Here is a 19,015-nt window from a genome sequence, read left to right as displayed (position 1 = left end):
TATTACCGCGGCTGCTGGCACGTAGTTAGCCGGGGCTTCCTCGATAGGTACCGTCAAGGTACCGCCCTATTCGAACGGTACTTGTTCTTCCCTAACAACAGAACTTTACGATCCGAAAACCTTCTTCGTTCACGCGGCGTTGCTCCGTCAGACTTTCGTCCATTGCGGAAGATTCCCTACTGCTGCCTCCCGTAGGAGTCTGGGCCGTGTCTCAGTCCCAGTGTGGCCGATCACCCTCTCAGGTCGGCTATGCATCGTTGCCTTGGTGAGCCGTTACCTCACCAACTAGCTAATGCACCGCGGGCCCATCTGTAAGTGGTAGCTGAAGCCACCTTTCAACTTCTCCTCATGAGAGAAAAAGTGTTATCCGGTATTAGCCCCGGTTTCCCGGAGTTATCCCAGTCTTACAGGCAGGTTGCCCACGTGTTACTCACCCGTCCGCCGCTCGTTCCACAAACGTCCCTCCGAAGAGTTCAGTTTGCTTCCCGCGCTCGACTTGCATGTATTAGGCACGCCGCCAGCGTTCGTCCTGAGCCAAGATCAAACTCTCAATATAGACTTGCACATGGAAGTGCTGATGTCAATGTTGCAACACGGATGTTGCGAACCTCATCGACGTTCATTTGATCCGCTCGCTTCTAAAAGCTAGCTTGTTCTTACAATTTATATCATACTGGTTGTTTTGTTCAGTTTTCAATGATCAATGTTTAGTTAGTCGTTTTGAAGCGACCTTAAAAATATAACATTTTCAAAAACAAAAGTCAATAATAATTTTGAGAAACATTATTTTCATGACCGCCTCTCAAAGAAGCGACTTGAATAGAATAGCACATACAAATACAGAAAACAACTGGGAATTTCTGCATAAACTTATATCTCTCAAAATGAAAGGTCCGATTTCCCAGCTGACCATTAGCGAAACTTATCAGGATGCTTAACGGCATTAATTACTGAAGGATACCTTTTGCTATGTTTCTCTTAATAGTAATCTAAAATACACATTGAATAATTTTTGTTGCCAATCCATTTGCCGCATAATCGTTTTAAACATATGAAGAATAATTAAAAGGAGTTTTTTCATGCCACTTAGTTAAGAATAATGTTAGAAAATGAAAATCCGCCAGTTTGGAGAAGAATCCTAATTAACGAATTGGTTACTTTCGACAACTGGATGAAGTCCTAGAAATATTATTTGATTGGGATAATCTCTTTTGGTATACATTTCAGGGAACAGACGAATTAGGCGAACCGGATATGAGTAAACCTGCCGTCGATGAACTTTTGGGTATGGCTGGTATAGATAGTGATATCAAAACGAGGATTGGAAAAATTCTTCCTTATCTGTAGAAAAACAACCAAAGAAGCAACAAAATCAAAGGACATACAATTTGAAAGTTTCAGAATTAGATGTAGCTCGAATCAAAAAGCAATTGCCAAGAAAGAAACATATTTTAACAGTAACAGTAATTCCTTTTGCTGAACCAGTTCATGAATATCCAAAGGCGCGACCGTTCTTCCCGCTTTTGTACTAATTTGTTGCTACCAGTTACAGCTTAGCCCTTTACCAGGAAATGATTCGAATGGATGAAAGTTTAGCGACAAAGCAAGACATATTAATGAGCACGATCCAGAAATTAAGTGCCAATCCCAAACATTGGTATATGGATAATCCTATATTGGCTGAAGAATTGGCCAGTTACGGAGAAGTTACGACTCCAAATTGAATTAGTTGATTCATTGGAAAACTTAGATACAGTAGTAGAAGAATAATTAGGGATAATGGATCCAGTTAATGAAGATAATTTATCATTTTAAATCGCCCTGTATATTTTATATTAGCATCTAGCTTACGATACTAAAATCAACCCACCATCAACCTGATATTGATGGTGGGTTAAAATTAAAGCTGCTTCTCAGCTAGTTTGCTTTTTTAATAAACATTTGTGTCCAGTAAGTGTTATAACTTCCACCTTCCACATATCCTACACCTATGTGTGTTATTTCTTCACGTAAAATATTGGCACGGTGCCCTTCACTGTTCATCCACGAATTAACCACTTCTTCAGGAGTTCGCTGTCCAGCGGCGATATTTTCAGCTGCCACTAGATATTGGATATCAAACTGATCCATCATATTAAAAGGTGAACCGTAAGTTGGTGAAGTATGAGCAAAATAATTATTATCTCTCATATCCGCAGATTTCAGCTCAGCTACTTCTGTCAACTTTGCATCCATCTCAAGAGGTGCCAGCCCATGGTTCGCCCGTTCAATATTAGTCAACCGGACTACTTCTTCCTCATAAGTAGTCTCTGTTTCTTCTGGAATTATGCCATTCTTATAATCCAGTACTGTCTTTAATATAACGGCAAATTCCGCTCTCGTAATCTCATTACTTGGGCGAATCGTTCCGTCTGGATATCCATTAATCAGGCGATTGGAAGACAAGTTTGTCATTGCAACCTCGGCCCAATGGCTATTTTCCAAATCAGAAAAAGAACGCTTGGTGGATCCAAGATTGATAGAATAGGCATTATTGATAATTACGGATGCCTCCGCACGGGTGATGGAATGCTTCGGTCGAAAAGTCCCATCTGGATATCCTGTAATAACGCCTTTTGCTGTTGCAATATCAATCACATCTTTATAAAAATATTGATCATTCACATCGGAAAAACTGCTATCATACTCAACTATTTCGTCCTTGAAATTAGCAGAAACGATCAATTGTGTCGCTTCAGCACGGGTTATGGAACGATTTGGTGCAAACTCTGTACTATTGACACCATTAATAATATTTTGCTTATAAAGTGCATTAATTTCATCTTCTGCCCATGGGACTTTTTCGAGATCATCAAAAGCAAGTGATGATAACGGATTGCTTAAAAACAGAGCTGTGAACAAAAGAAATGCTAGTAATTTTTTTAGGTCTATTATTCTCATAACCTTCCCTCCTATTAAATTGAATAGTTATATAATACCAACCTTTATCACTGATTAAACATGTTGTGGTGGTGATTTTTAAGAAGTAATGTCGTATTTATGCCTAGATATTCGGGAAGTACTGGATTCTACTTCAATAAATTCACAATACCCTCGGATCGATTATAATGATGTACCTGTATACCATGCTCTGTACTTGATTAAGATTGGACAATTTCATATGGTCCATTATTTTTTTTGCCATATCTCCATCTTCCATTCTACTATTATTTGAAATAAAATCTCCTTCGCATTCGACAAATTTACAAGCAATAGATTCTTAATCCATTATTAATTGCACAGATATTCAATCGTTCAGTTGAAACGAATGCAAATAATTCACCTGCTAATCTAATACTATTTGATTTTTCGGATCCCATGCATGGTTCTTATTTCGGAAAGAGAAAATTCGTTCCTTTGCACGCGACTTTTCCTCATCACGACGTCCACCACCAAACACTGCATAAATGACATATTTATCCAAACCTTGCTTTAGCGCTTGTTCTTCATAATATCAGTATAGCTTGCACCATGATCAAATGGATTGATGCCTAGTTCGACACCTTCTTGATCCGTATGAACGATCATTTCAATTCCTAATTCTGTTGCTATTCGATCACGAAATTCTATCATTTCTCTAAACTTCCATGTTGTATCAATGTGCATGAAAGGGAATGGAGTTTTTTCCGGATAAAAAGCCTTCATTGCGAGATGAAGCATGACAGAGCTGTCTTTGCCTATGGAATATAGCATGACAGCATGACAGGATTATCGCATTCTGAGGCTACCTCACGGATGATGTAGATTGCTTCGGATTCTAGTTGGGATAGGTGTGGATTTGTAAACAAGTAATTTACCTCCTATATTATAAAAAGTGAAAAGGAAGCACACATACTTATTATGTGTGCTAAATGATTTTTATAGGTTAATTTCAAGCATTTTAACTACCAAATGATGTCTTTATTTAGTAATAATGATAATTTTTTTGCCCCTTTATTATTAATGTGAGATGGATCATAGAAATCACTATCTTCAAAAGCATTTGAATTAAAATAATCCAATAATTGAAAATCATATTTTTTTCTCAGTTCATCCATAATTTCATAAAATTCTTCTTTAAATCTACTAGGTGCAAAGCTCTGATATAATTTTGTCACAGGGCAAATTATTATAATTGGTTTTATTGATTTTTGCTGTAAAAAATCTAAGTAATTTGACAATACTAATTTATTTTCTTCAACAGTTTCAGGATAATTTTTATTAAAATCTCGTCTAATAAATTGTATGTCTTTCAAAATTTCTTCCTCATTCTTATTTTGACAGTTGTAAGTTAGATTGTTTGTTTCTTCAATTTGTTTTTCAAATTCTCCTTTTTGCGGCTCGAATAACCTTAGTAGATGGTCAGAATGAAATATAATTTCATTTAAACTATTTTCTGTTTGGTGATATTGAGAGACTTGATTTATAAATCCATAGTTATGAAAGTCTCTTACTATAGGATAATAATAGTTTGTACGGTGCTTATTTTTACTTTTTGATAAATCATAATGAAAACTATAATAAGATAAGCCGATAATAGCATATTTTATATTATCTTTAATCTCTTTAAATGAATAAGCATATTTAAACATTTCAAAATCATAAAAAATATCTTGGGCAGGATTAGCAAAATTGAAGAAGTTCCCTTCTAAATACTCCTCTTTCACACCTTTTTGAGTATAAGATAAACCAGTTAAAATTCCACTATACTCTTTATTATTATTTATAAAGTTTGAATATTTTATAAAAAACTCTGGACTTGCCATTACCAAATTTTGATAATAATAATAATCAAAAAAGAAATCTGAGTCTACCAACTCACTATTAACTAATTGAGTGATAATATCTTTTTGGGGGAGGACACTGATTAAATAATCACAACTAATATTATCAATATCTTTTAAAGATATAATTTTTCTTCCTAACAATTCTTTTCCTTCATGTTTGTTAGTTATATCTATATAATTAACTATCTCAGCTTTTTGATTATCTATTATTTTATCCATTCCAGAAGTTAATTTATTTATTCCTATAATGGCAACTTTATATTTGGTTAGTTCAGACAACTTAGTTTTCCATAATAAGTATATGTCATAGGTTTTTTTAAAAGTTTCTTCTAAATCATTTAAAAAGTTATTATTATACATATTAATTATTTCTGCCAAATTATTTGCAAGTTGTTCATTAAGAAATAAAAATTCTTGGTTCAACTCGATATTTTGATTAATTTTATTATTAATGAATACATAACCATCGATAAACTTATTAATATCTTTAATATTTTTCAAAAAATTTTTATCTTCCAAGAATCCATCCATAAGTACGAAAGTTGATAATATTTGGTGCTTGTATTTACTTCTCATTGTAATAACTCCTATTTTGATACCAGAAATTATTCCTCATTTGGATAAACTTAACATTATATTTGCTTATTTATCGCTAGAGGAGTGCCTCCAACCATTTTTTGTTTTCTAGATACCAATCTATTGTTTGTTCTAAACCACTCTCAAAATTATATTTAGGCTGCCACCCCAATTCCTTTAATTTAGTAGAATCGACAGCATATCTCTTATCATGTCCTTTACGATCTCCAACATAACTAATTAAATTATGAGAAGCTCCTAAATAATCTAAGATGGATTTAACAACTTCTATATTAGATTTTTCATTATTTCCTCCAATATTATAGACCTCTCCATTACTCCCTTTGTGCATAATTAAATCTATGGCTGTGCAATGGTCTGTGACATATAACCAGTCTCTTATATTAACCCCTTTACCATATATGGGAATTTCTTGGTTACGGAGTGCCATCAAAATAGATTTAGGGATAAGCTTTTCTGGAAATTGATAAGGACCATAATTGTTAGAACACCGTGTAATGATAATAGGTAATTGATAGGTTTTAAAATACGATCTTACGAGCATATCAGAAGATGCTTTTGAAGCACTATACGGACTGTTCGGTTCTAAAGATGTACTTTCTGTAAAAAGTTTCTCGGAGTCAAAATCCAGATCTCCATAAACTTCATCGGTAGATATATGAATAAATTTTTGAACATTATTAAGAAGTGAAGCTTCCAGTAAAACATGGGTACCTACCACATTAGTTTGAACAAATACATCTGAATCTCTAATGGAATTATCTACATGACTCTCAGCAGCAAAATGGACAACGTAATCAAATTTTTCTTTATTAAAAAGAGCTAAAATCGATTCTTTATTTACTATATCCTCTTTAATAAATTTATAATTAGACTTATTAACTATCCCATTATGTTTAGTTAATTCACCTGCATAAGTTAATTTATCTATATTAATAATCTTGTAATTAGGATATTTATCTAGTATAAATTGGATAAAATTACCACCTATAAAACCTGCTCCACCTGTAACTAGTATTTTCATTTTATTCCCTCTTCTTGCTTTATTATTTCTATTAAATAGTTACCATAATCAGTTTTAATTAAAGGTTCAGCTAACCTAATTAACTGATCTTTGTTAATATACCCTCTCCTGTAAGCTATTTCTTCTATACTAGCTATATATAATCCTTGTCTCTTTTGAACAGCTTCTACAAAATTTGAAGCTTCTAACAACGATTCATGCGTACCCGTATCTAACCAAGCCAACCCCCTGCCTAACAGCTGGACTTTCAATTTATCTTTTTCTCTATATTTATCGATAATTGAAGTTATCTCCAATTCACCTCTAGGGGATGGCTGAACTTGGCGTGCAATATCTACGACTTTATTATCGAAAAAGTATAAACCAGGTATCGCATAATATGACTTAGGATTTTTAGGTTTTTCTTCAATAGAGAGAATGTTTAATTCTTCATCTACCTCCACAATACCGTATCTTTCAGGATCACTAACATAACAACCAAATATAATTCCGCCCTCTTTCAGTTGGGAATGTTTTTGAACAATATTCCCAAAATTAGAGCCATAAAATATATTATCCCCTAAGACTAATGCTACTGCAGAGTCACCAATAAAACCTTCAGCAATTAAAAATGCCTCTGCAATACCATTGGGTTCATCCTGAATAGCATACGAAATATTTATACCTATATGATTTCCATCCCTTAGAAGGTCTTCAAAATAAATTACGTCTCTAGCTGTCGTAATAATTAAAATATCCCTGATTCCCGCTAACATTAAAACTGAAAGAGGATAATATATCATAGGTTTATCATATATAGGAAGCATCTGTTTTGAAATAGATTTAGTTAATGGATATAATCGAGTACCAGATCCACCAGCTAATATTATTCCCTTCATTAAATCACCTTTTCATGTTAAAAGCTTTATGTGTAAACTTTATTTATTCGCCAGTATATTTTTTCTAATGACTGTAATATTCATTAATTTGTTTAATTATATACTCTATATGTTCAAGTTTAAGACTATAATATAATGGTAATCTTAATAAACGTTCACTTTCATATGTTGTATAAACATCCTCTCCAAAAAACCTGCTATATTGCAGTCCAGCATTTGCAGAATGAAGTGGGACAAAGTGAAATGTTGTTTGTATTTTTTTTCTGTTTAAGTAACTAATTAGATTTGATCTTTCTTTTTTTGTTTTACATTTAATATAAAAGATATGACCGTTGTGACTTCCCTGGTTAGTTAACTTTGGCAATTCAATACTTCCTTTTTCTTCTATATCTTTAAGACCTTCATAATATGCTTGCCAACATTTAAGTCGAAACACATTGACCTTATTTGCTTCTTCCAACTGTGCGTATAGATAGGCAGCATTTAACTCACTTGGCACATATGAACTCCCTATGTCTACCCAAGTATATTTATCTACTTGTCCCCGAATGAATTTACTTCTATTAGTGCCTTTTTCCCTAATAATTTCAGCCCTTTCAAAAAATCTATCGTTGTTGATAAGAAGTGCTCCACCTTCACCCATTGAATAGTTTTTTGTTTCATGAAAACTAAAACATCCTAAATCTCCAATCGATCCAAGAGCTTTTCCCTTATATGTTGACATAACTGCCTGTGCTGCATCCTCAATAACATATAAGTTGTAAGAATTAGCAATTTCCATAATCTTATCCATTTCACAAGGAATACCTGCATAATGAACTGGTACAATTGCTTTTGTCTTCTCTGTAATCGCGTCCTCTATTAATGTTTCATTAATGTTCATCGTATCTGGGCGAATATCAACAAAGACTACTTTAGCTCCGCGGAGTACAAAAGCATTTGCAGTAGAAACAAAGGTATAGGAAGGCATAATGACCTCATCACCTGGTTGTATATTAATTAAAATTGCTGCCATTTCAAGTGCATGCGTACACGATGTAGTAAGTAATGTCTTTTTTACTTTAAAGTGGTTTTCTAACCATTTTTGACAACGTTCTGTATAAAGGCCATTTCCACTAATTTTTGAATTATTTAGAATGGCATCGTTTAGATATTCTAGCTCTTTACCAACAATACTTGGTTTATTAAATAAAATCATTAGTTCCCCCAGCTTTTATATCACTATTACTTTATCTATAAAAAATTTATATTAAAGTGTTTCATCAGTTCAGTATTTGACTTTTCGAAATAACTAGATAAATATTCAACAATTTCCTCGGGAATTCTATTAATGTCTTTCACTGATTCATTAATTTTATAATCCATAGGAACACTCGGTGTAAAATCAGTATTAACACCTAAGAAATTATAGACTCTCTTTAATTCACTTTCTGTGTTTGCGAATAAATCTTCACTTTTTATTAATAAACATTTTTCTTTATTGAAAAATCGTAAGAAATTATTAAGGAAATAAATGTAGTTTCCTTTATATTTATACGCAAAAGGATTTTCTGAAATATTTAAATTATCCGCATATAGTTCTTCATTCATTAAAGCTTCTCTAATATCCCTAGTTTCTAATCCATTATTTTTTGAGAAATAATAATTAGATACAGCTCTATCTATCGGGTTTCTTAGAAGAAAAATCAATTTCATATTAGGGTTAAAATTATATAATTTATGAGGAATATCAGACCGAATAAAATAACTAGTTGATTTTTCTCCAATTACTTTGCCTTTAACCATCTTTTCTTCAAAATATTTATTTAAATAATAGTTCATATCCAATTCCTTAATATCCTTTAAAAAATATTTAGGCTCCGGTTTTAAAGGTTTTGCCATAAAAATATCTGGATGATCATCTAGTAATTTGTAGAGAAATGTGGTACCACTTCTTTGAGCACCTGGAATAATAAATTGAATTCTGTTTGTCATTGTATCACTCTTTAATTTTCTATTAGTTTATTAAACAATCTTAACAATTGATTTGCCCATAATTCTGGACTTCTTTTTTCTATTCGATCGTATATTTCATTTCCGCTTTTCACTCTATATTCTTTGCTTGAGTACATTCTTAACAACTCTTCACCATAATCTTTTTTACTAACCGCTCTTTCATATCCAATATCTTCAGAGATGTCAGATATTCCGTCATGGCTAATGATTGGTAATTTTACACTAGCAGCAAGTCTCCCTATCCTTCCATTTCCTTCACAGAACGGATTAATATACACATCACATTTCTTAAAGAAAGATTTAAGATCGTGCTCGTAAGGAATAAAGCATACTTGTTTTCCCTGAACTTCCTTCTTCAAAAATTTTCTAACTAACTTATGTTCTGCATTACCAATAAGATACCATATTACATCTTGATGCTTGCTAATAAATTCTTGTATAATTTCTAGAAAAGTCGCATCAATATCAGCATCCAATCTATTACCAACCGTAACAATTATGAACTTGTCACTGTTGAGTTCAATGGTCGGTTTAATATTTTTCGGAATGCTATTGTAAGATTCCTCCATGTGAATTAATTGCTTATATCTTCTTTTATTATCAATATTAAATTTATCTAAATTATAATTTATTCTATTTAGATCATATTTTGTTGTATATATTTGCCCATACTTAAAATTCGAGGGTTCTGGTGACATACTCATAACTACGACTGGTATAATTTTAGCTAAAATCCATGAACGCAAACTAAAATCTGCACCCATCAGATAAATCACATCCGGATTGAAATCTATAATCTCAGAAACTTCGTTTTGTATCTTGCTTTTCCTATTAGAATAGGGACTTGAATATTTAATTTTTATTCCCTGTCCCTCTAAAAACTCTTTATGTTCTTGACTTTGTTTATGTGATGGTGAAGAATAATACAAATTTGGAAATACTAATTCATCTTTACAATGTATGTATGTATCATCCACGAAGATTGAAATTTCCAAACTTGAGTCTATTCGCTTAAGATATTTTGCAATTGTTAAAGTTAATAGAGAGGGAGAATGTTTTAAACTTATTATTTGAGAAGTAACAATTGCAATCTTTTTAATTTTTTTTGTTTCTTTTTTATTTTTAAGCTTTTTAGTTAATTCAGGCTTATATTGGTTTGTAATTCTTTCTATTATCTCCATCCTATCATTAATAACATCAGGGTATTTTTTCACCCCTTCTTTCGATATATAAAATAATGAATTTATGACTAATGGATAATGATATTGTATGTGATCAGTATCATTTTTTATTTCCAACATTATATCCTGCAATATTATATCCTTAGTGCCCTCTAACTTAACTAAAACAGTAAAAAAACTCATTTTTTCTTTAAAGGATATATTATTCTTCTTTATGAAATATTTAAAATTATCATAAAACGTTCTCTGTTTATTAATTGAAAATTTCGAATAAAGCTCCATTAATTTATTTAAATCCGTATACTTTTGCTTTGTTTGATAATTAAAGTTTGAAATAGTGTGGAATAAATGGAACATTAGTTCACTATCGGTTTCTTCTACAAAAGCCAATAAATTCTGGTCAATAGTTAAAAAATTATGAGTTACTTCCTCTATCAGATCTATGCTTTTCCTAGTATTTACACCCGGGATTTTAAAAAAATAATCATTTTTCCTAAAGGTATAATTTTTTTGACTTATCTGGGGTTTAGCATTAACTTCGCTAAAATTAGCTAGACTATTAAAGAAACGATACCTCCTGTTTGTTAACATAAAATTACCGAATCCTGAATCCACATTCAAATTACTAAAATATATTTTCCCCAATAAATATTCTTGTTCAATAGATTTATCATCTAAATCAGATAAAAAAGTAACAATATCTAACTGTTTACTATAATTTCTAGTACTTTCATCACTATTAACAAAAAATACAAAATCGTCAGTTAGTGTATTGTAACAACGATACCAACTTAACAATAATGGTTTAATATTAGATATCACAACAACCCTGGATAATTGTTCCGAATAATTAGTTTTAATTTGATCGATTAATAACGGCAAATGGTCAATCTGTATTTCATTACCCACGTCTATAAACTGCTCTATCGTATAATTTCTATCTGAAAAGAAACGATATAAATCAGACAAAGATTCTTCATCAACTTTAATGAGATCAGAAATAATTGAAATCACTATCTTTTTCATTTAATCACCTGCTTCTATTATTACGCCAAGCCTCTAGAAATGATCAACCTCATCATTTGGTACTCCCTATTTCTTTATTATGAATGAAGGCTTCTTATGACTAAAAGTAAATTTATTGAGTTGATAATCTTTGTTACTTAAAAATTCATCAACTGCCTGAGTTTCCCCTTCCACAGTCCCATAATCATCGAAGATAATTACTCCTCCCGGAACCACTCTTTCATAAAGATGTTCCAATACATATTTAGATGGTTCGTATACATCTGTGTCTATATGTAATAATGAAATTTTAGTATATGGGTGATCTATTAAATATAAACTTAATGTATTTAAAATGTTACCTTCAATTAGTTCAACATTATTAATATTTTTCAGCTTTAAACTCTTATATAAGTCTTCCTTTGAAAGAAAATCCCCTTGAAATTGCTCATTCCAATTCGAAACAAATTTCTTATCGCTCTGTAATGAAACTTCTGAAGGGAATTCTTCAAACATATCAAATCCTACTATTTTGCGTGAATTTTCATTTTCAAGTAATTCACGAAAGGTTGCAAATTGAATTAAAGAGTTACCTTTAAAGACACCAAATTCAAAAACATCACCAGGCAACTCTATAATTTTTTTATACAACTCATAATGTGCTAATACATTACCCATTCTATAAACATCTGATGTCAGTATAAAACCATTCTCGTAATCAAAAGCTTCATCTTTATTATATTTATTTATCACCTTATTACCTCCCAAAACACTACTGACAAATACAATAGCATTTAAAATTATAAGTAAGAATGAACAGTAGCCTTAAAGCGTTTTAATATTTGTCATTCTATATTTACTTTCTTCATAAAAAATTTATAAAAAGTACCTATTTATCATGCATAGATTACTTTACGTTTCATTTAATTTTTCTATTTGATAGATATAAATTTAAGGATAGAACCACCCTCGTCCAAGCTCGCGTATTTGTCAGTAAACAGCTGCCACCTTCTAAGCTTGGACTTATTCCATTAGGGGTTCTTAAACATTTCACAGTTCAATATATCCGATCGTAATAATCACTTTATATTTTCAACCATTATATTTAAAATTTCCAAATCAAACGGCTCATCAATATCTAAGTCATATTTTTTATCCATAATATAAGGAAATTTATTGTCATTAAAGCTAGTATCTAAATTTAAATTATTATTAATTTTATTAATATGAATAGCTCCATTTACTTTATAAAAAGTTTTAAAATCTTGTCTCCTTACAGTACTGTTTTGGTCAATTAAATTTACTAGACTCCCTTCTGGATTAATAGTTCTATATAAAATTGGATGGTCTCGAACCTCTGAGACACTAACTAAAGATTCAATCTCTTTATCAACAATTAGCTTGATTGCTTCATCAATATGAAACCTTTGTCTTAATGGTTGAGTTGGTTGAAGCAACACCACAAAGTCAAAAGTTTGCTTCATCTTCTTTAACTCTCTAATTGTATAATTAACAGTGTCAACAACCTTGCTTTCATCAGTTGCAAGTTCACTTGGACGTAAAAAAGGTACTTCAGCACCGCAATTTGTTGATATTTTTGCAATTTCTTTAGAATCAGTACTAACTATTACACTATCAATATAGTCGCTAGCTAATGCTTCTTTGATTGTATAATCAATTAATGGTCTACCTTTAACTTCCGTAATGTTTTTATTTGGTATGCCTTTACTTCCACCTCTTGCTGGTATTAATGCAAGAAACTTTTTATTATGATACATTTATATCACCTTTTTTAGTTACTTTTATACATTATCCATATCTACAAAAAGTTTTTGGTACTCCATCCTCCAAATTGTCTCACTCTCTAAAGTAGCAATGAACTTTTCATCACTATTTCCCTGTCCATAATATGATATAGACTCAAATTTCTTCTTGTTTATGTTAGATAAGCTTTTTATTATCTGATCTTGTTCTTCATTTAAGTGTAGTATATTATTTTGAAGCTTTATATCGTACCGACCTTGTTGCCGCCTACCTAAATCAATAGAGGGAATACCATAAACGGAAGCTTCTCTTACACCTGCGCTTGAATTACCTATAATTAATTCACAGTGTTTTAGTAATGTTAGAAAATATTCAAACCGAATCGAAGGATATATTTTAAAGTTATCTAGATTGATCAGTTTCTCATATTCACTTAGTATTATAGATGATCCTTCATCATTATTCGGATAGATAACAATAAAGTTTTTATTAGAATTTACAACAGCAGATACAACATTTTTAATTTTATCCTTTAATAGATGTGTCTCCGTCGTTACTGGGTGATACATTAAAATAGAATATTTTTTATATGGTATGGAGTATCTTTCCTTAACTGCTTCAATACTTGGTAACTCATCAGAATTCATTATATCGATATCGGGAGAGCCAATAATATGGATAGATTCCTCGGCTTCACCCAATTGTTTTACTCTATGTTTTGCTTCTTCATTTGCAACAAAATGAATGTGAGCTAGTTTTGTAATCGAATGTCTGATCGATTCGTCAATAGTACCAGATACTTCTCCACCCTCAATATGAGCAACTTTAATGTTATTTAAAGCCCCGACAATTGCACCGGCTAGTGCCTCTAACCGATCACCATGAACAATTATTAAGTCTGGTTTAATTTCTGAAACATAATTACTAAAGCCAAGAACTGTGTTACTCAATGCAATGTCCATTTGACTATTATTTTGCTGATTAATAAAACGATAAATATTACTGAAACCATCTTTTTCAATTTCTCTATATGTCAGCCCATACTTAGATAACAGGTGCATTCCTGTTGCGAAAATATGAAGCTCAAATTGATTATGATTCTCTACTTTTAACATTAAAGATTTAAGTTTACCATAATCAGCACGAGTACCTGTTAGAAATACTATTTTTTTTTGCATTAATAAAATTACCTCTTTCTAATTTACATCAGATCAGACCAATTTAGATGCTCGTCCTTATCTAAATCGCGAGTTACCATTCGTCCTATGATTGATTCGTAATTTTCTGCTTTGATTTCACCTATCCCTGGTCGCTTAACCCATATGTTATCTCTTGTAAGTATATCTCCATTTACTATTGGTTTTGTTGTCACTACAGTAGAAAAGGCAAAGTCCATCGTTACTGTTTCTTCCTCTGCTGCTTCTTTTCTCCCACCTCTCATTTTGGAGACTTCATTAGCGCCACTTATTAAGTTTTCTAAATCTTTGGGACTCATAGAACATATAATATCTGGTCCAGGTCGATCTTTACTGTCTGTAAAATGTCTTTCAAGAATATTAGCCCCTAAAGCTACCGCTGCGAGACAAGCATTATTATTTAATGTATGATCTGATAAACCTATTACTGTGTTAGGAAATTCCTTTTGTAGTTCCTGCATTCCACCTAACCTTACTAGTTCAGGTGGAGTTGGATATAAGTTGGTTGTATGAAGTAACGCGTATTGTACATGGTGTTTTTCCAATACGTTCACTGCTTTTCTTACACTTTTAATATCATTCATTCCTGTAGAGACAATCATCGGTTTTCCAAATGAAGCTATATAATCCAATAAGGGCAGATTATTCATTTCCCCTGATCCAATTTTGTATGCTAATACACCCATTCTCTCTAATCTATCAGCCGCAGCTCTAGAAAAAGGTGTACTTAAAAAAATCATTCCTTTAGATTCTACGTATTCTTTTAATTTTTTTTCCTCTACCTCAGATAAGGCACACCTAGACATTACATCATAAATTGATACATCCGTATTTCCTGGTATTACTTCTTTGGCTTGTTGACTCATTTCATCTTCAACTATATGTGTCTGGTGTTTAATTACTTCCGCTCCTGCCTTATGTGCCGCATCTACCATTTCTAAAGCAGTTTTTAATGAACCCTCATGATTAATTCCTATCTCGACAATGATTAATGGAGAGAAACCTTCACCAATATAACGTTCACCGATTTTTATAGAAGCCACAATAATTCCCTCCTCTAGTTAAAACTATAACTTTGTTAATACTATTTTCTAAGCTATATATAGCATTATTAGCTAACCCTCGTATCTAATTTATAGATTCTTTATTTTCAACAAATTTTTTCATTTTTTCAAACTCTACCTCTATATAATCCAAAACGACTTCTATCTCATTTATAATATTGCCAAAATGATCAATAACCATATTTACTTTGCGTTTAGTATCTTGTTCCAACTTTGTTTGTTTAGAGATCTCTGCTAAATTCTCTAATTGGACCCTTATCATTGGTGAAATAAAAGTCTGATAGAATCTATTTTTCTTCAGTTTATTGAACATTTTATCAAATCTATGAAATTTCGCTTCTATCTGTTGTGCTTGCGATAAAGAACTTTTTTCAAGCTGAATAATTTTTAATTTTAAATCCTTTAATAATCTAATCATGTCTGTTTTGGATTTACTTAATATCTGTAATTTACTGATTGTGTAGTCTAAATCGTAACTAGGAGTTTGCTTGTACCAATTAGCATCTACTACTTCTCTTTCTAATTCTGAAATAATTATTTCGTTTAATCTAAGAAATTGTGTACCCGCTATTTTAGCACCACCAACGGTAGTATTGTAAATCACTACATTCTTAGTACTAGACGTGTATATTTCAAGTTGTTTACGCATTTCGTTGAATGCAGTATTTGTATATATCTCTCTACCTTCCACATCTTCTATCTTAATTAAACGATCAGTTTCACTATTTATATTGTTATGATAATCAATCCCTGTTGCATACATTGTATTATTTTGAAAGGCAAGATTCTGACCAACTAATATGATTTTACTGAATTCAAGTGTTACTAAAAGTTGAAATGTAACAACGGCAATTGAAGGAGCATCTAATAATATCTTGTTCCTTTTTAAATCACTCAGTAACTCAGTCGAGACTGTATCTTGACTTGTTATCATATGTAATTTTTCACCAGGGAAATCTTCAATTGTTTCGTATCCAACTGTACTACCAAATATTAATGGTATATTATCTATTTGCTTTTCTCTTAGCTTTTCAAACACCACTTTATTTTCTTCTTTTGGATCATAGGTACACGCCGCATCAGGGTAAATCCCTTGATCGATTAAAGAATTAATTGCGGACCCCACTGAAAAAATATAAGCTAGTCGATTTTCTTTTATATATCTAAGATTCTCATATTCCTCATCTAAACTTGGTCCCGCAGCTACAATAATTGCTGGTTTACCTTTAAATAATGAACGATCAATGTCTCTAAGAATATTTGGAGTTTTTAATAGACTCGGAATATTCTTCATAGCATTAATGGTCCAACGTCTTTGGAAAGAAATATTTGTAACTAAGTTACTTTTTTTACTTTTAAGTATCCCAATCATTTCCTTATATAGTTCATCTAATTGACCTTTAAAAATTTGACTATATGAAGGTAATGAAAATACTTTAATCTGATTTCGATATTGAGTAGTTAACTTTATTAAATGATCATACATCTGTTCTTTATTACAAATTATATTCATTAAGTTATCATGGTTATATAAAGAATAGTTCTCTAAAAACGATACAAGAATGTTTATATTAGGTTCATAAATCGTAAAACTTACTCGAGGGTTTTTTTCGATAAACAATTGGATATGATAACCTAACCCTGCTCCAAAAAAAATAACATGCTCTATCTCATCCGGTAATTCGAATTGTTCAATTATTCTTACTGCTTCTTTTTTCGGATCATATTTACTGTGTATATATTTGTACTTTTGATCTACTTCTACTTTTAGTGTTGGCACTCCAGCTTTCGATGGTTCTACAATTACTTCCTCATTATCGAATGCATGCTCTTTAAGCTGGGCTAATAAGGATCGATTTTTTAAGCGAAGGATATTATAATTATCAATTAGCATTTGGACGACTTCCCTCTTGACCTATTGTTTTTGTAATTAAATGTAAAAAATCCTCAAACAATGGTTTTATTTCATAGTTCATTAAGTCAGCTATTAATATTGCATCTTGGTTCTCTACTGCATCAGCTAATTCTGTAATAACTCCTACTAATCGATGATAAACATCGACAAACTCCTGCCAGTTACTTGGCCTTTCTTTCATTCTGTCAACCATTATAATCAATTCTGTAAGCCACTGTATACCTTCTGATAAGTTTTTAAAAGCTCCCCATGACTCCTCTGTAGGTCCATTATAAAATTGCTCTGTTAAACCGTTAAGTTCATGAAAAGAATTCTTCAAGTATATTTCTGCAGTTATTAGCGTCTCGTTAATAAAATCTCTCTTTGTTTTAGCTATAATATTAATCACTTCTATTTTATTTATATATCTCTCAATATAGATTTCATGATCTGAGTAAATGGTTTGATCATCGATAATGAGATGACTAAAAACTAAATTTTCTCCAACCAAATTATTTACAGCTTGAATGATAGTTTCTACATCATTACTATTCATTTTTAATGATGACTTTTCATCATTATTCAGGATTAACTTCATGATGATCCTCCCATTATTATTTTTTTATCTATGTATTATATCGACAAAATACGATAGTTATCAATACCTACAAGTAAAAAAGGCTCTGGAAAATACCAGAACCTTTTTTTCAAACAATATATGATTAACCAAGTAATTGTAAGACTGCTTGTGGTTGTTGGTTAGCTTGAGCTAACATAGACTGAGATGCTTGAGAAAGAATATTTGCTTTTGTCATCTCCATCATTTCTTTTGCCATATCTACATCACGGATACGTGATTCAGCTGCAGATAAGTTTTCAGAAGAATTGTCTAAGTTTGCAATAGTGTGTTCTAAACGGTTTTGCATTGCACCTAGATAAGAACGTCCTTCAGAAACAGTTTTAATTTGAGCTTCAATTTCTGTAATTGCAGATTGCGCTCCAGAGTAAGTTGAGATATCTTCTGCTTGCGCTCCAGAAACTACTGTAGTTAAATCTACACCCTCAGTATCAAATGCAATAGCAGTTAACTCACCGCTGTTGGCACCAACTTGAATATTTACAGTACCTGATTGACCTGTTGAACCATCTAAAAGATTTTGTTTGTTAAATTGTGTATTATCTTTAATTCTTCCTAATTCTTTTCCTAACTCTTCAAACTCATTTTGTAATGCGTCACGATCTTGATCCACATTCGTATCGTTTGAAGACTGAACAGCTAGTTCACGCATACGTTGTAGGATTGAGTGTACTTCATCAAGTGCACCTTCAGCTGTTTGGATCATTGAGATACCATCTTGAGAGTTACGGCTTGCCTGGTCTAAACCACGGATTTGTGCACGCATTTTTTCTGAAATTGAAAGACCTGCAGCATCATCTCCAGCACGGTTGATACGAAGACCTGATGATAATTTTTCCATTGAAGATTGCATGTTACCTTGGTTGATTCCTAGTTGACGATGAGTATTCATCGCTGGAATATTGTGATTGATAATCATTATAAATTTCCTCCTTGAGTTTTCTAATATCCACATCCTTGTGGTATGTACTAATT

The 19,015-nt window shown here is 31.8% G+C and carries 18 protein-coding genes and 1 rRNA gene; 2 read left to right on the top strand and 17 right to left on the bottom strand.

From position 1 onward, the window contains the following. A 16S ribosomal RNA gene (locus ACFOY7_RS10710) occupies positions 1 to 556 on the bottom strand; the annotation flags it as partial. A gap of 832 nt (positions 557 to 1,388) precedes the next feature. On the opposite strand from ACFOY7_RS10710, the gene ACFOY7_RS10705 reads away from it, so the two are divergent. Both ACFOY7_RS10705 and ACFOY7_RS10700 read left to right on the top strand, forming a co-directional pair. Then, positions 1,389 to 1,532 carry a hypothetical protein gene (locus ACFOY7_RS10705; protein WP_390252038.1) on the top strand — a complete coding sequence of 48 codons (144 nt, stop codon included), beginning with the start codon at positions 1,389 to 1,391 and terminating at the stop codon, positions 1,530 to 1,532. A gap of 48 nt (positions 1,533 to 1,580) precedes the next feature. Next, a complete protein-coding gene (locus ACFOY7_RS10700; protein ID WP_390252037.1) occupies positions 1,581 to 1,724 on the top strand; it encodes a hypothetical protein in 144 nt (47 codons plus the stop codon). 193 nt (positions 1,725 to 1,917) lie between these two features. Here the strand turns inward: ACFOY7_RS10700 and ACFOY7_RS10695 are convergent, their stop codons facing one another. The 16 genes from ACFOY7_RS10695 to ACFOY7_RS10625 all read right to left on the bottom strand — a co-directional run bounded on the left by ACFOY7_RS10695 (position 1,918) and on the right by ACFOY7_RS10625 (position 18,959). Then, positions 1,918 to 2,940, bottom strand: coding sequence for an S-layer homology domain-containing protein (locus ACFOY7_RS10695; protein ID WP_390252036.1), 1,023 nt, complete (start codon positions 2,938 to 2,940; stop codon positions 1,918 to 1,920). Between the two features lie 385 nt (positions 2,941 to 3,325). Further along, positions 3,326 to 3,463 (bottom strand): phosphoadenosine phosphosulfate reductase domain-containing protein, encoded by a 138-nt coding sequence (locus ACFOY7_RS18445; protein WP_465260650.1) that lies wholly within the window; start codon positions 3,461 to 3,463, stop codon positions 3,326 to 3,328. Between the two features lie 8 nt (positions 3,464 to 3,471). After that, on the bottom strand, positions 3,472 to 3,732 hold the full coding sequence (locus ACFOY7_RS18440) for a phosphoadenosine phosphosulfate reductase domain-containing protein (protein ID WP_465260649.1): 261 nt from the start codon (positions 3,730 to 3,732) through the stop codon (positions 3,472 to 3,474). A 191-nt stretch (positions 3,733 to 3,923) separates the two neighbouring features. Continuing rightward, positions 3,924 to 5,381 (bottom strand): hypothetical protein, encoded by a 1,458-nt coding sequence (locus ACFOY7_RS10685; RefSeq protein WP_390252035.1) that lies wholly within the window; start codon positions 5,379 to 5,381, stop codon positions 3,924 to 3,926. 76 nt (positions 5,382 to 5,457) lie between these two features. Further along, entirely contained in the window at positions 5,458 to 6,426 is a 969-nt protein-coding gene (rfbB, locus tag ACFOY7_RS10680; RefSeq protein WP_390252034.1) for a dTDP-glucose 4,6-dehydratase, read from the bottom strand. Continuing rightward, positions 6,423 to 7,304: a glucose-1-phosphate thymidylyltransferase RfbA gene (rfbA, locus tag ACFOY7_RS10675; RefSeq protein ID WP_390252033.1), complete on the bottom strand. Its 882-nt coding sequence runs from the start codon at positions 7,302 to 7,304 to the stop codon at positions 6,423 to 6,425. The genes rfbB and rfbA overlap by 4 nt, the downstream gene beginning before the upstream one ends. 64 nt (positions 7,305 to 7,368) lie before the next feature. After that, the gene (rffA, locus tag ACFOY7_RS10670; protein WP_390252032.1) at positions 7,369 to 8,502 is read right to left on the bottom strand and encodes a dTDP-4-amino-4,6-dideoxygalactose transaminase; all 1,134 of its coding nucleotides are present in this window, start codon (positions 8,500 to 8,502) and stop codon (positions 7,369 to 7,371) included. A gap of 35 nt (positions 8,503 to 8,537) precedes the next feature. Continuing rightward, on the bottom strand, positions 8,538 to 9,278 hold the full coding sequence (locus ACFOY7_RS10665) for a sulfotransferase family protein (protein ID WP_390252031.1): 741 nt from the start codon (positions 9,276 to 9,278) through the stop codon (positions 8,538 to 8,540). An 11-nt stretch (positions 9,279 to 9,289) separates the two neighbouring features. Continuing rightward, positions 9,290 to 11,506 carry a hypothetical protein gene (locus tag ACFOY7_RS10660; protein WP_390252030.1) on the bottom strand — a complete coding sequence of 739 codons (2,217 nt, stop codon included), beginning with the start codon at positions 11,504 to 11,506 and terminating at the stop codon, positions 9,290 to 9,292. Positions 11,507 to 11,572: 66 nt separating this feature from the next. Then, entirely contained in the window at positions 11,573 to 12,238 is a 666-nt protein-coding gene (locus tag ACFOY7_RS10655; protein ID WP_390252029.1) for a TylF/MycF/NovP-related O-methyltransferase, read from the bottom strand. A 326-nt stretch (positions 12,239 to 12,564) separates the two neighbouring features. Further along, a complete protein-coding gene (locus ACFOY7_RS10650; protein ID WP_390252028.1) occupies positions 12,565 to 13,263 on the bottom strand; it encodes an acylneuraminate cytidylyltransferase family protein in 699 nt (232 codons plus the stop codon). 24 nt (positions 13,264 to 13,287) lie between these two features. After that, positions 13,288 to 14,427: a UDP-N-acetylglucosamine 2-epimerase gene (gene neuC, locus ACFOY7_RS10645; protein ID WP_390252027.1), complete on the bottom strand. Its 1,140-nt coding sequence runs from the start codon at positions 14,425 to 14,427 to the stop codon at positions 13,288 to 13,290. A gap of 23 nt (positions 14,428 to 14,450) precedes the next feature. Further along, entirely contained in the window at positions 14,451 to 15,488 is a 1,038-nt protein-coding gene (locus ACFOY7_RS10640; RefSeq protein WP_390252026.1) for an N-acetylneuraminate synthase family protein, read from the bottom strand. 85 nt (positions 15,489 to 15,573) lie between these two features. Next, on the bottom strand, positions 15,574 to 17,403 hold the full coding sequence (locus tag ACFOY7_RS10635) for a motility associated factor glycosyltransferase family protein (protein ID WP_390252025.1): 1,830 nt from the start codon (positions 17,401 to 17,403) through the stop codon (positions 15,574 to 15,576). Then, positions 17,393 to 18,001 (bottom strand): hypothetical protein, encoded by a 609-nt coding sequence (locus tag ACFOY7_RS10630; RefSeq protein ID WP_390252024.1) that lies wholly within the window; start codon positions 17,999 to 18,001, stop codon positions 17,393 to 17,395. Before ACFOY7_RS10630 ends, ACFOY7_RS10635 begins: the two co-directional genes overlap by 11 nt. A gap of 124 nt (positions 18,002 to 18,125) precedes the next feature. Then, complete coding sequence (locus ACFOY7_RS10625) at positions 18,126 to 18,959, bottom strand: flagellin N-terminal helical domain-containing protein (RefSeq protein WP_390252023.1); 834 nt, start codon at positions 18,957 to 18,959, stop codon at positions 18,126 to 18,128. Positions 18,960 to 19,015: the final 56 nt, after the last annotated feature.

It is taken from the genome of Gracilibacillus xinjiangensis (assembly GCF_042651765.1).
Classification (GTDB): Bacteria; Bacillota; Bacilli; order Bacillales; family Amphibacillaceae; genus Gracilibacillus; species Gracilibacillus xinjiangensis.
This window is presented reverse-complemented; position numbering and strand designations above follow the sequence as displayed.

Bases quoted from the DNA above. Each gene is read 5' to 3' on its own strand.
- ACFOY7_RS10700 (WP_390252037.1), top strand. From the start codon at position 1,581: ATGGATGAAAGTTTAGCGACAAAGCAAGACATATTAATGAGCACGATC.
- ACFOY7_RS10660 (WP_390252030.1), bottom strand. From the start codon at position 11,506: ATGAAAAAGATAGTGATTTCAATTATTTCTGATCTCATTAAAGTTGAT.
- ACFOY7_RS10650 (WP_390252028.1), bottom strand. From the start codon at position 13,263: ATGTATCATAATAAAAAGTTTCTTGCATTAATACCAGCAAGAGGTGGA.
- ACFOY7_RS10630 (WP_390252024.1), bottom strand. From the start codon at position 18,001: ATGAAGTTAATCCTGAATAATGATGAAAAGTCATCATTAAAAATGAAT.
- ACFOY7_RS10695 (WP_390252036.1), bottom strand. From the start codon at position 2,940: ATGAGAATAATAGACCTAAAAAAATTACTAGCATTTCTTTTGTTCACA.
- rfbA (WP_390252033.1), bottom strand. From the start codon at position 7,304: ATGAAGGGAATAATATTAGCTGGTGGATCTGGTACTCGATTATATCCA.
- rfbB (WP_390252034.1), bottom strand. From the start codon at position 6,426: ATGAAAATACTAGTTACAGGTGGAGCAGGTTTTATAGGTGGTAATTTT.
- ACFOY7_RS18440 (WP_465260649.1), bottom strand. From the start codon at position 3,732: ATGCTATATTCCATAGGCAAAGACAGCTCTGTCATGCTTCATCTCGCA.
- ACFOY7_RS10625 (WP_390252023.1), bottom strand. From the start codon at position 18,959: ATGATTATCAATCACAATATTCCAGCGATGAATACTCATCGTCAACTA.
- rffA (WP_390252032.1), bottom strand. From the start codon at position 8,502: ATGATTTTATTTAATAAACCAAGTATTGTTGGTAAAGAGCTAGAATAT.
- ACFOY7_RS10635 (WP_390252025.1), bottom strand. From the start codon at position 17,403: ATGCTAATTGATAATTATAATATCCTTCGCTTAAAAAATCGATCCTTA.
- neuC (WP_390252027.1), bottom strand. From the start codon at position 14,427: ATGCAAAAAAAAATAGTATTTCTAACAGGTACTCGTGCTGATTATGGT.
- ACFOY7_RS10685 (WP_390252035.1), bottom strand. From the start codon at position 5,381: ATGAGAAGTAAATACAAGCACCAAATATTATCAACTTTCGTACTTATG.
- ACFOY7_RS10665 (WP_390252031.1), bottom strand. From the start codon at position 9,278: ATGACAAACAGAATTCAATTTATTATTCCAGGTGCTCAAAGAAGTGGT.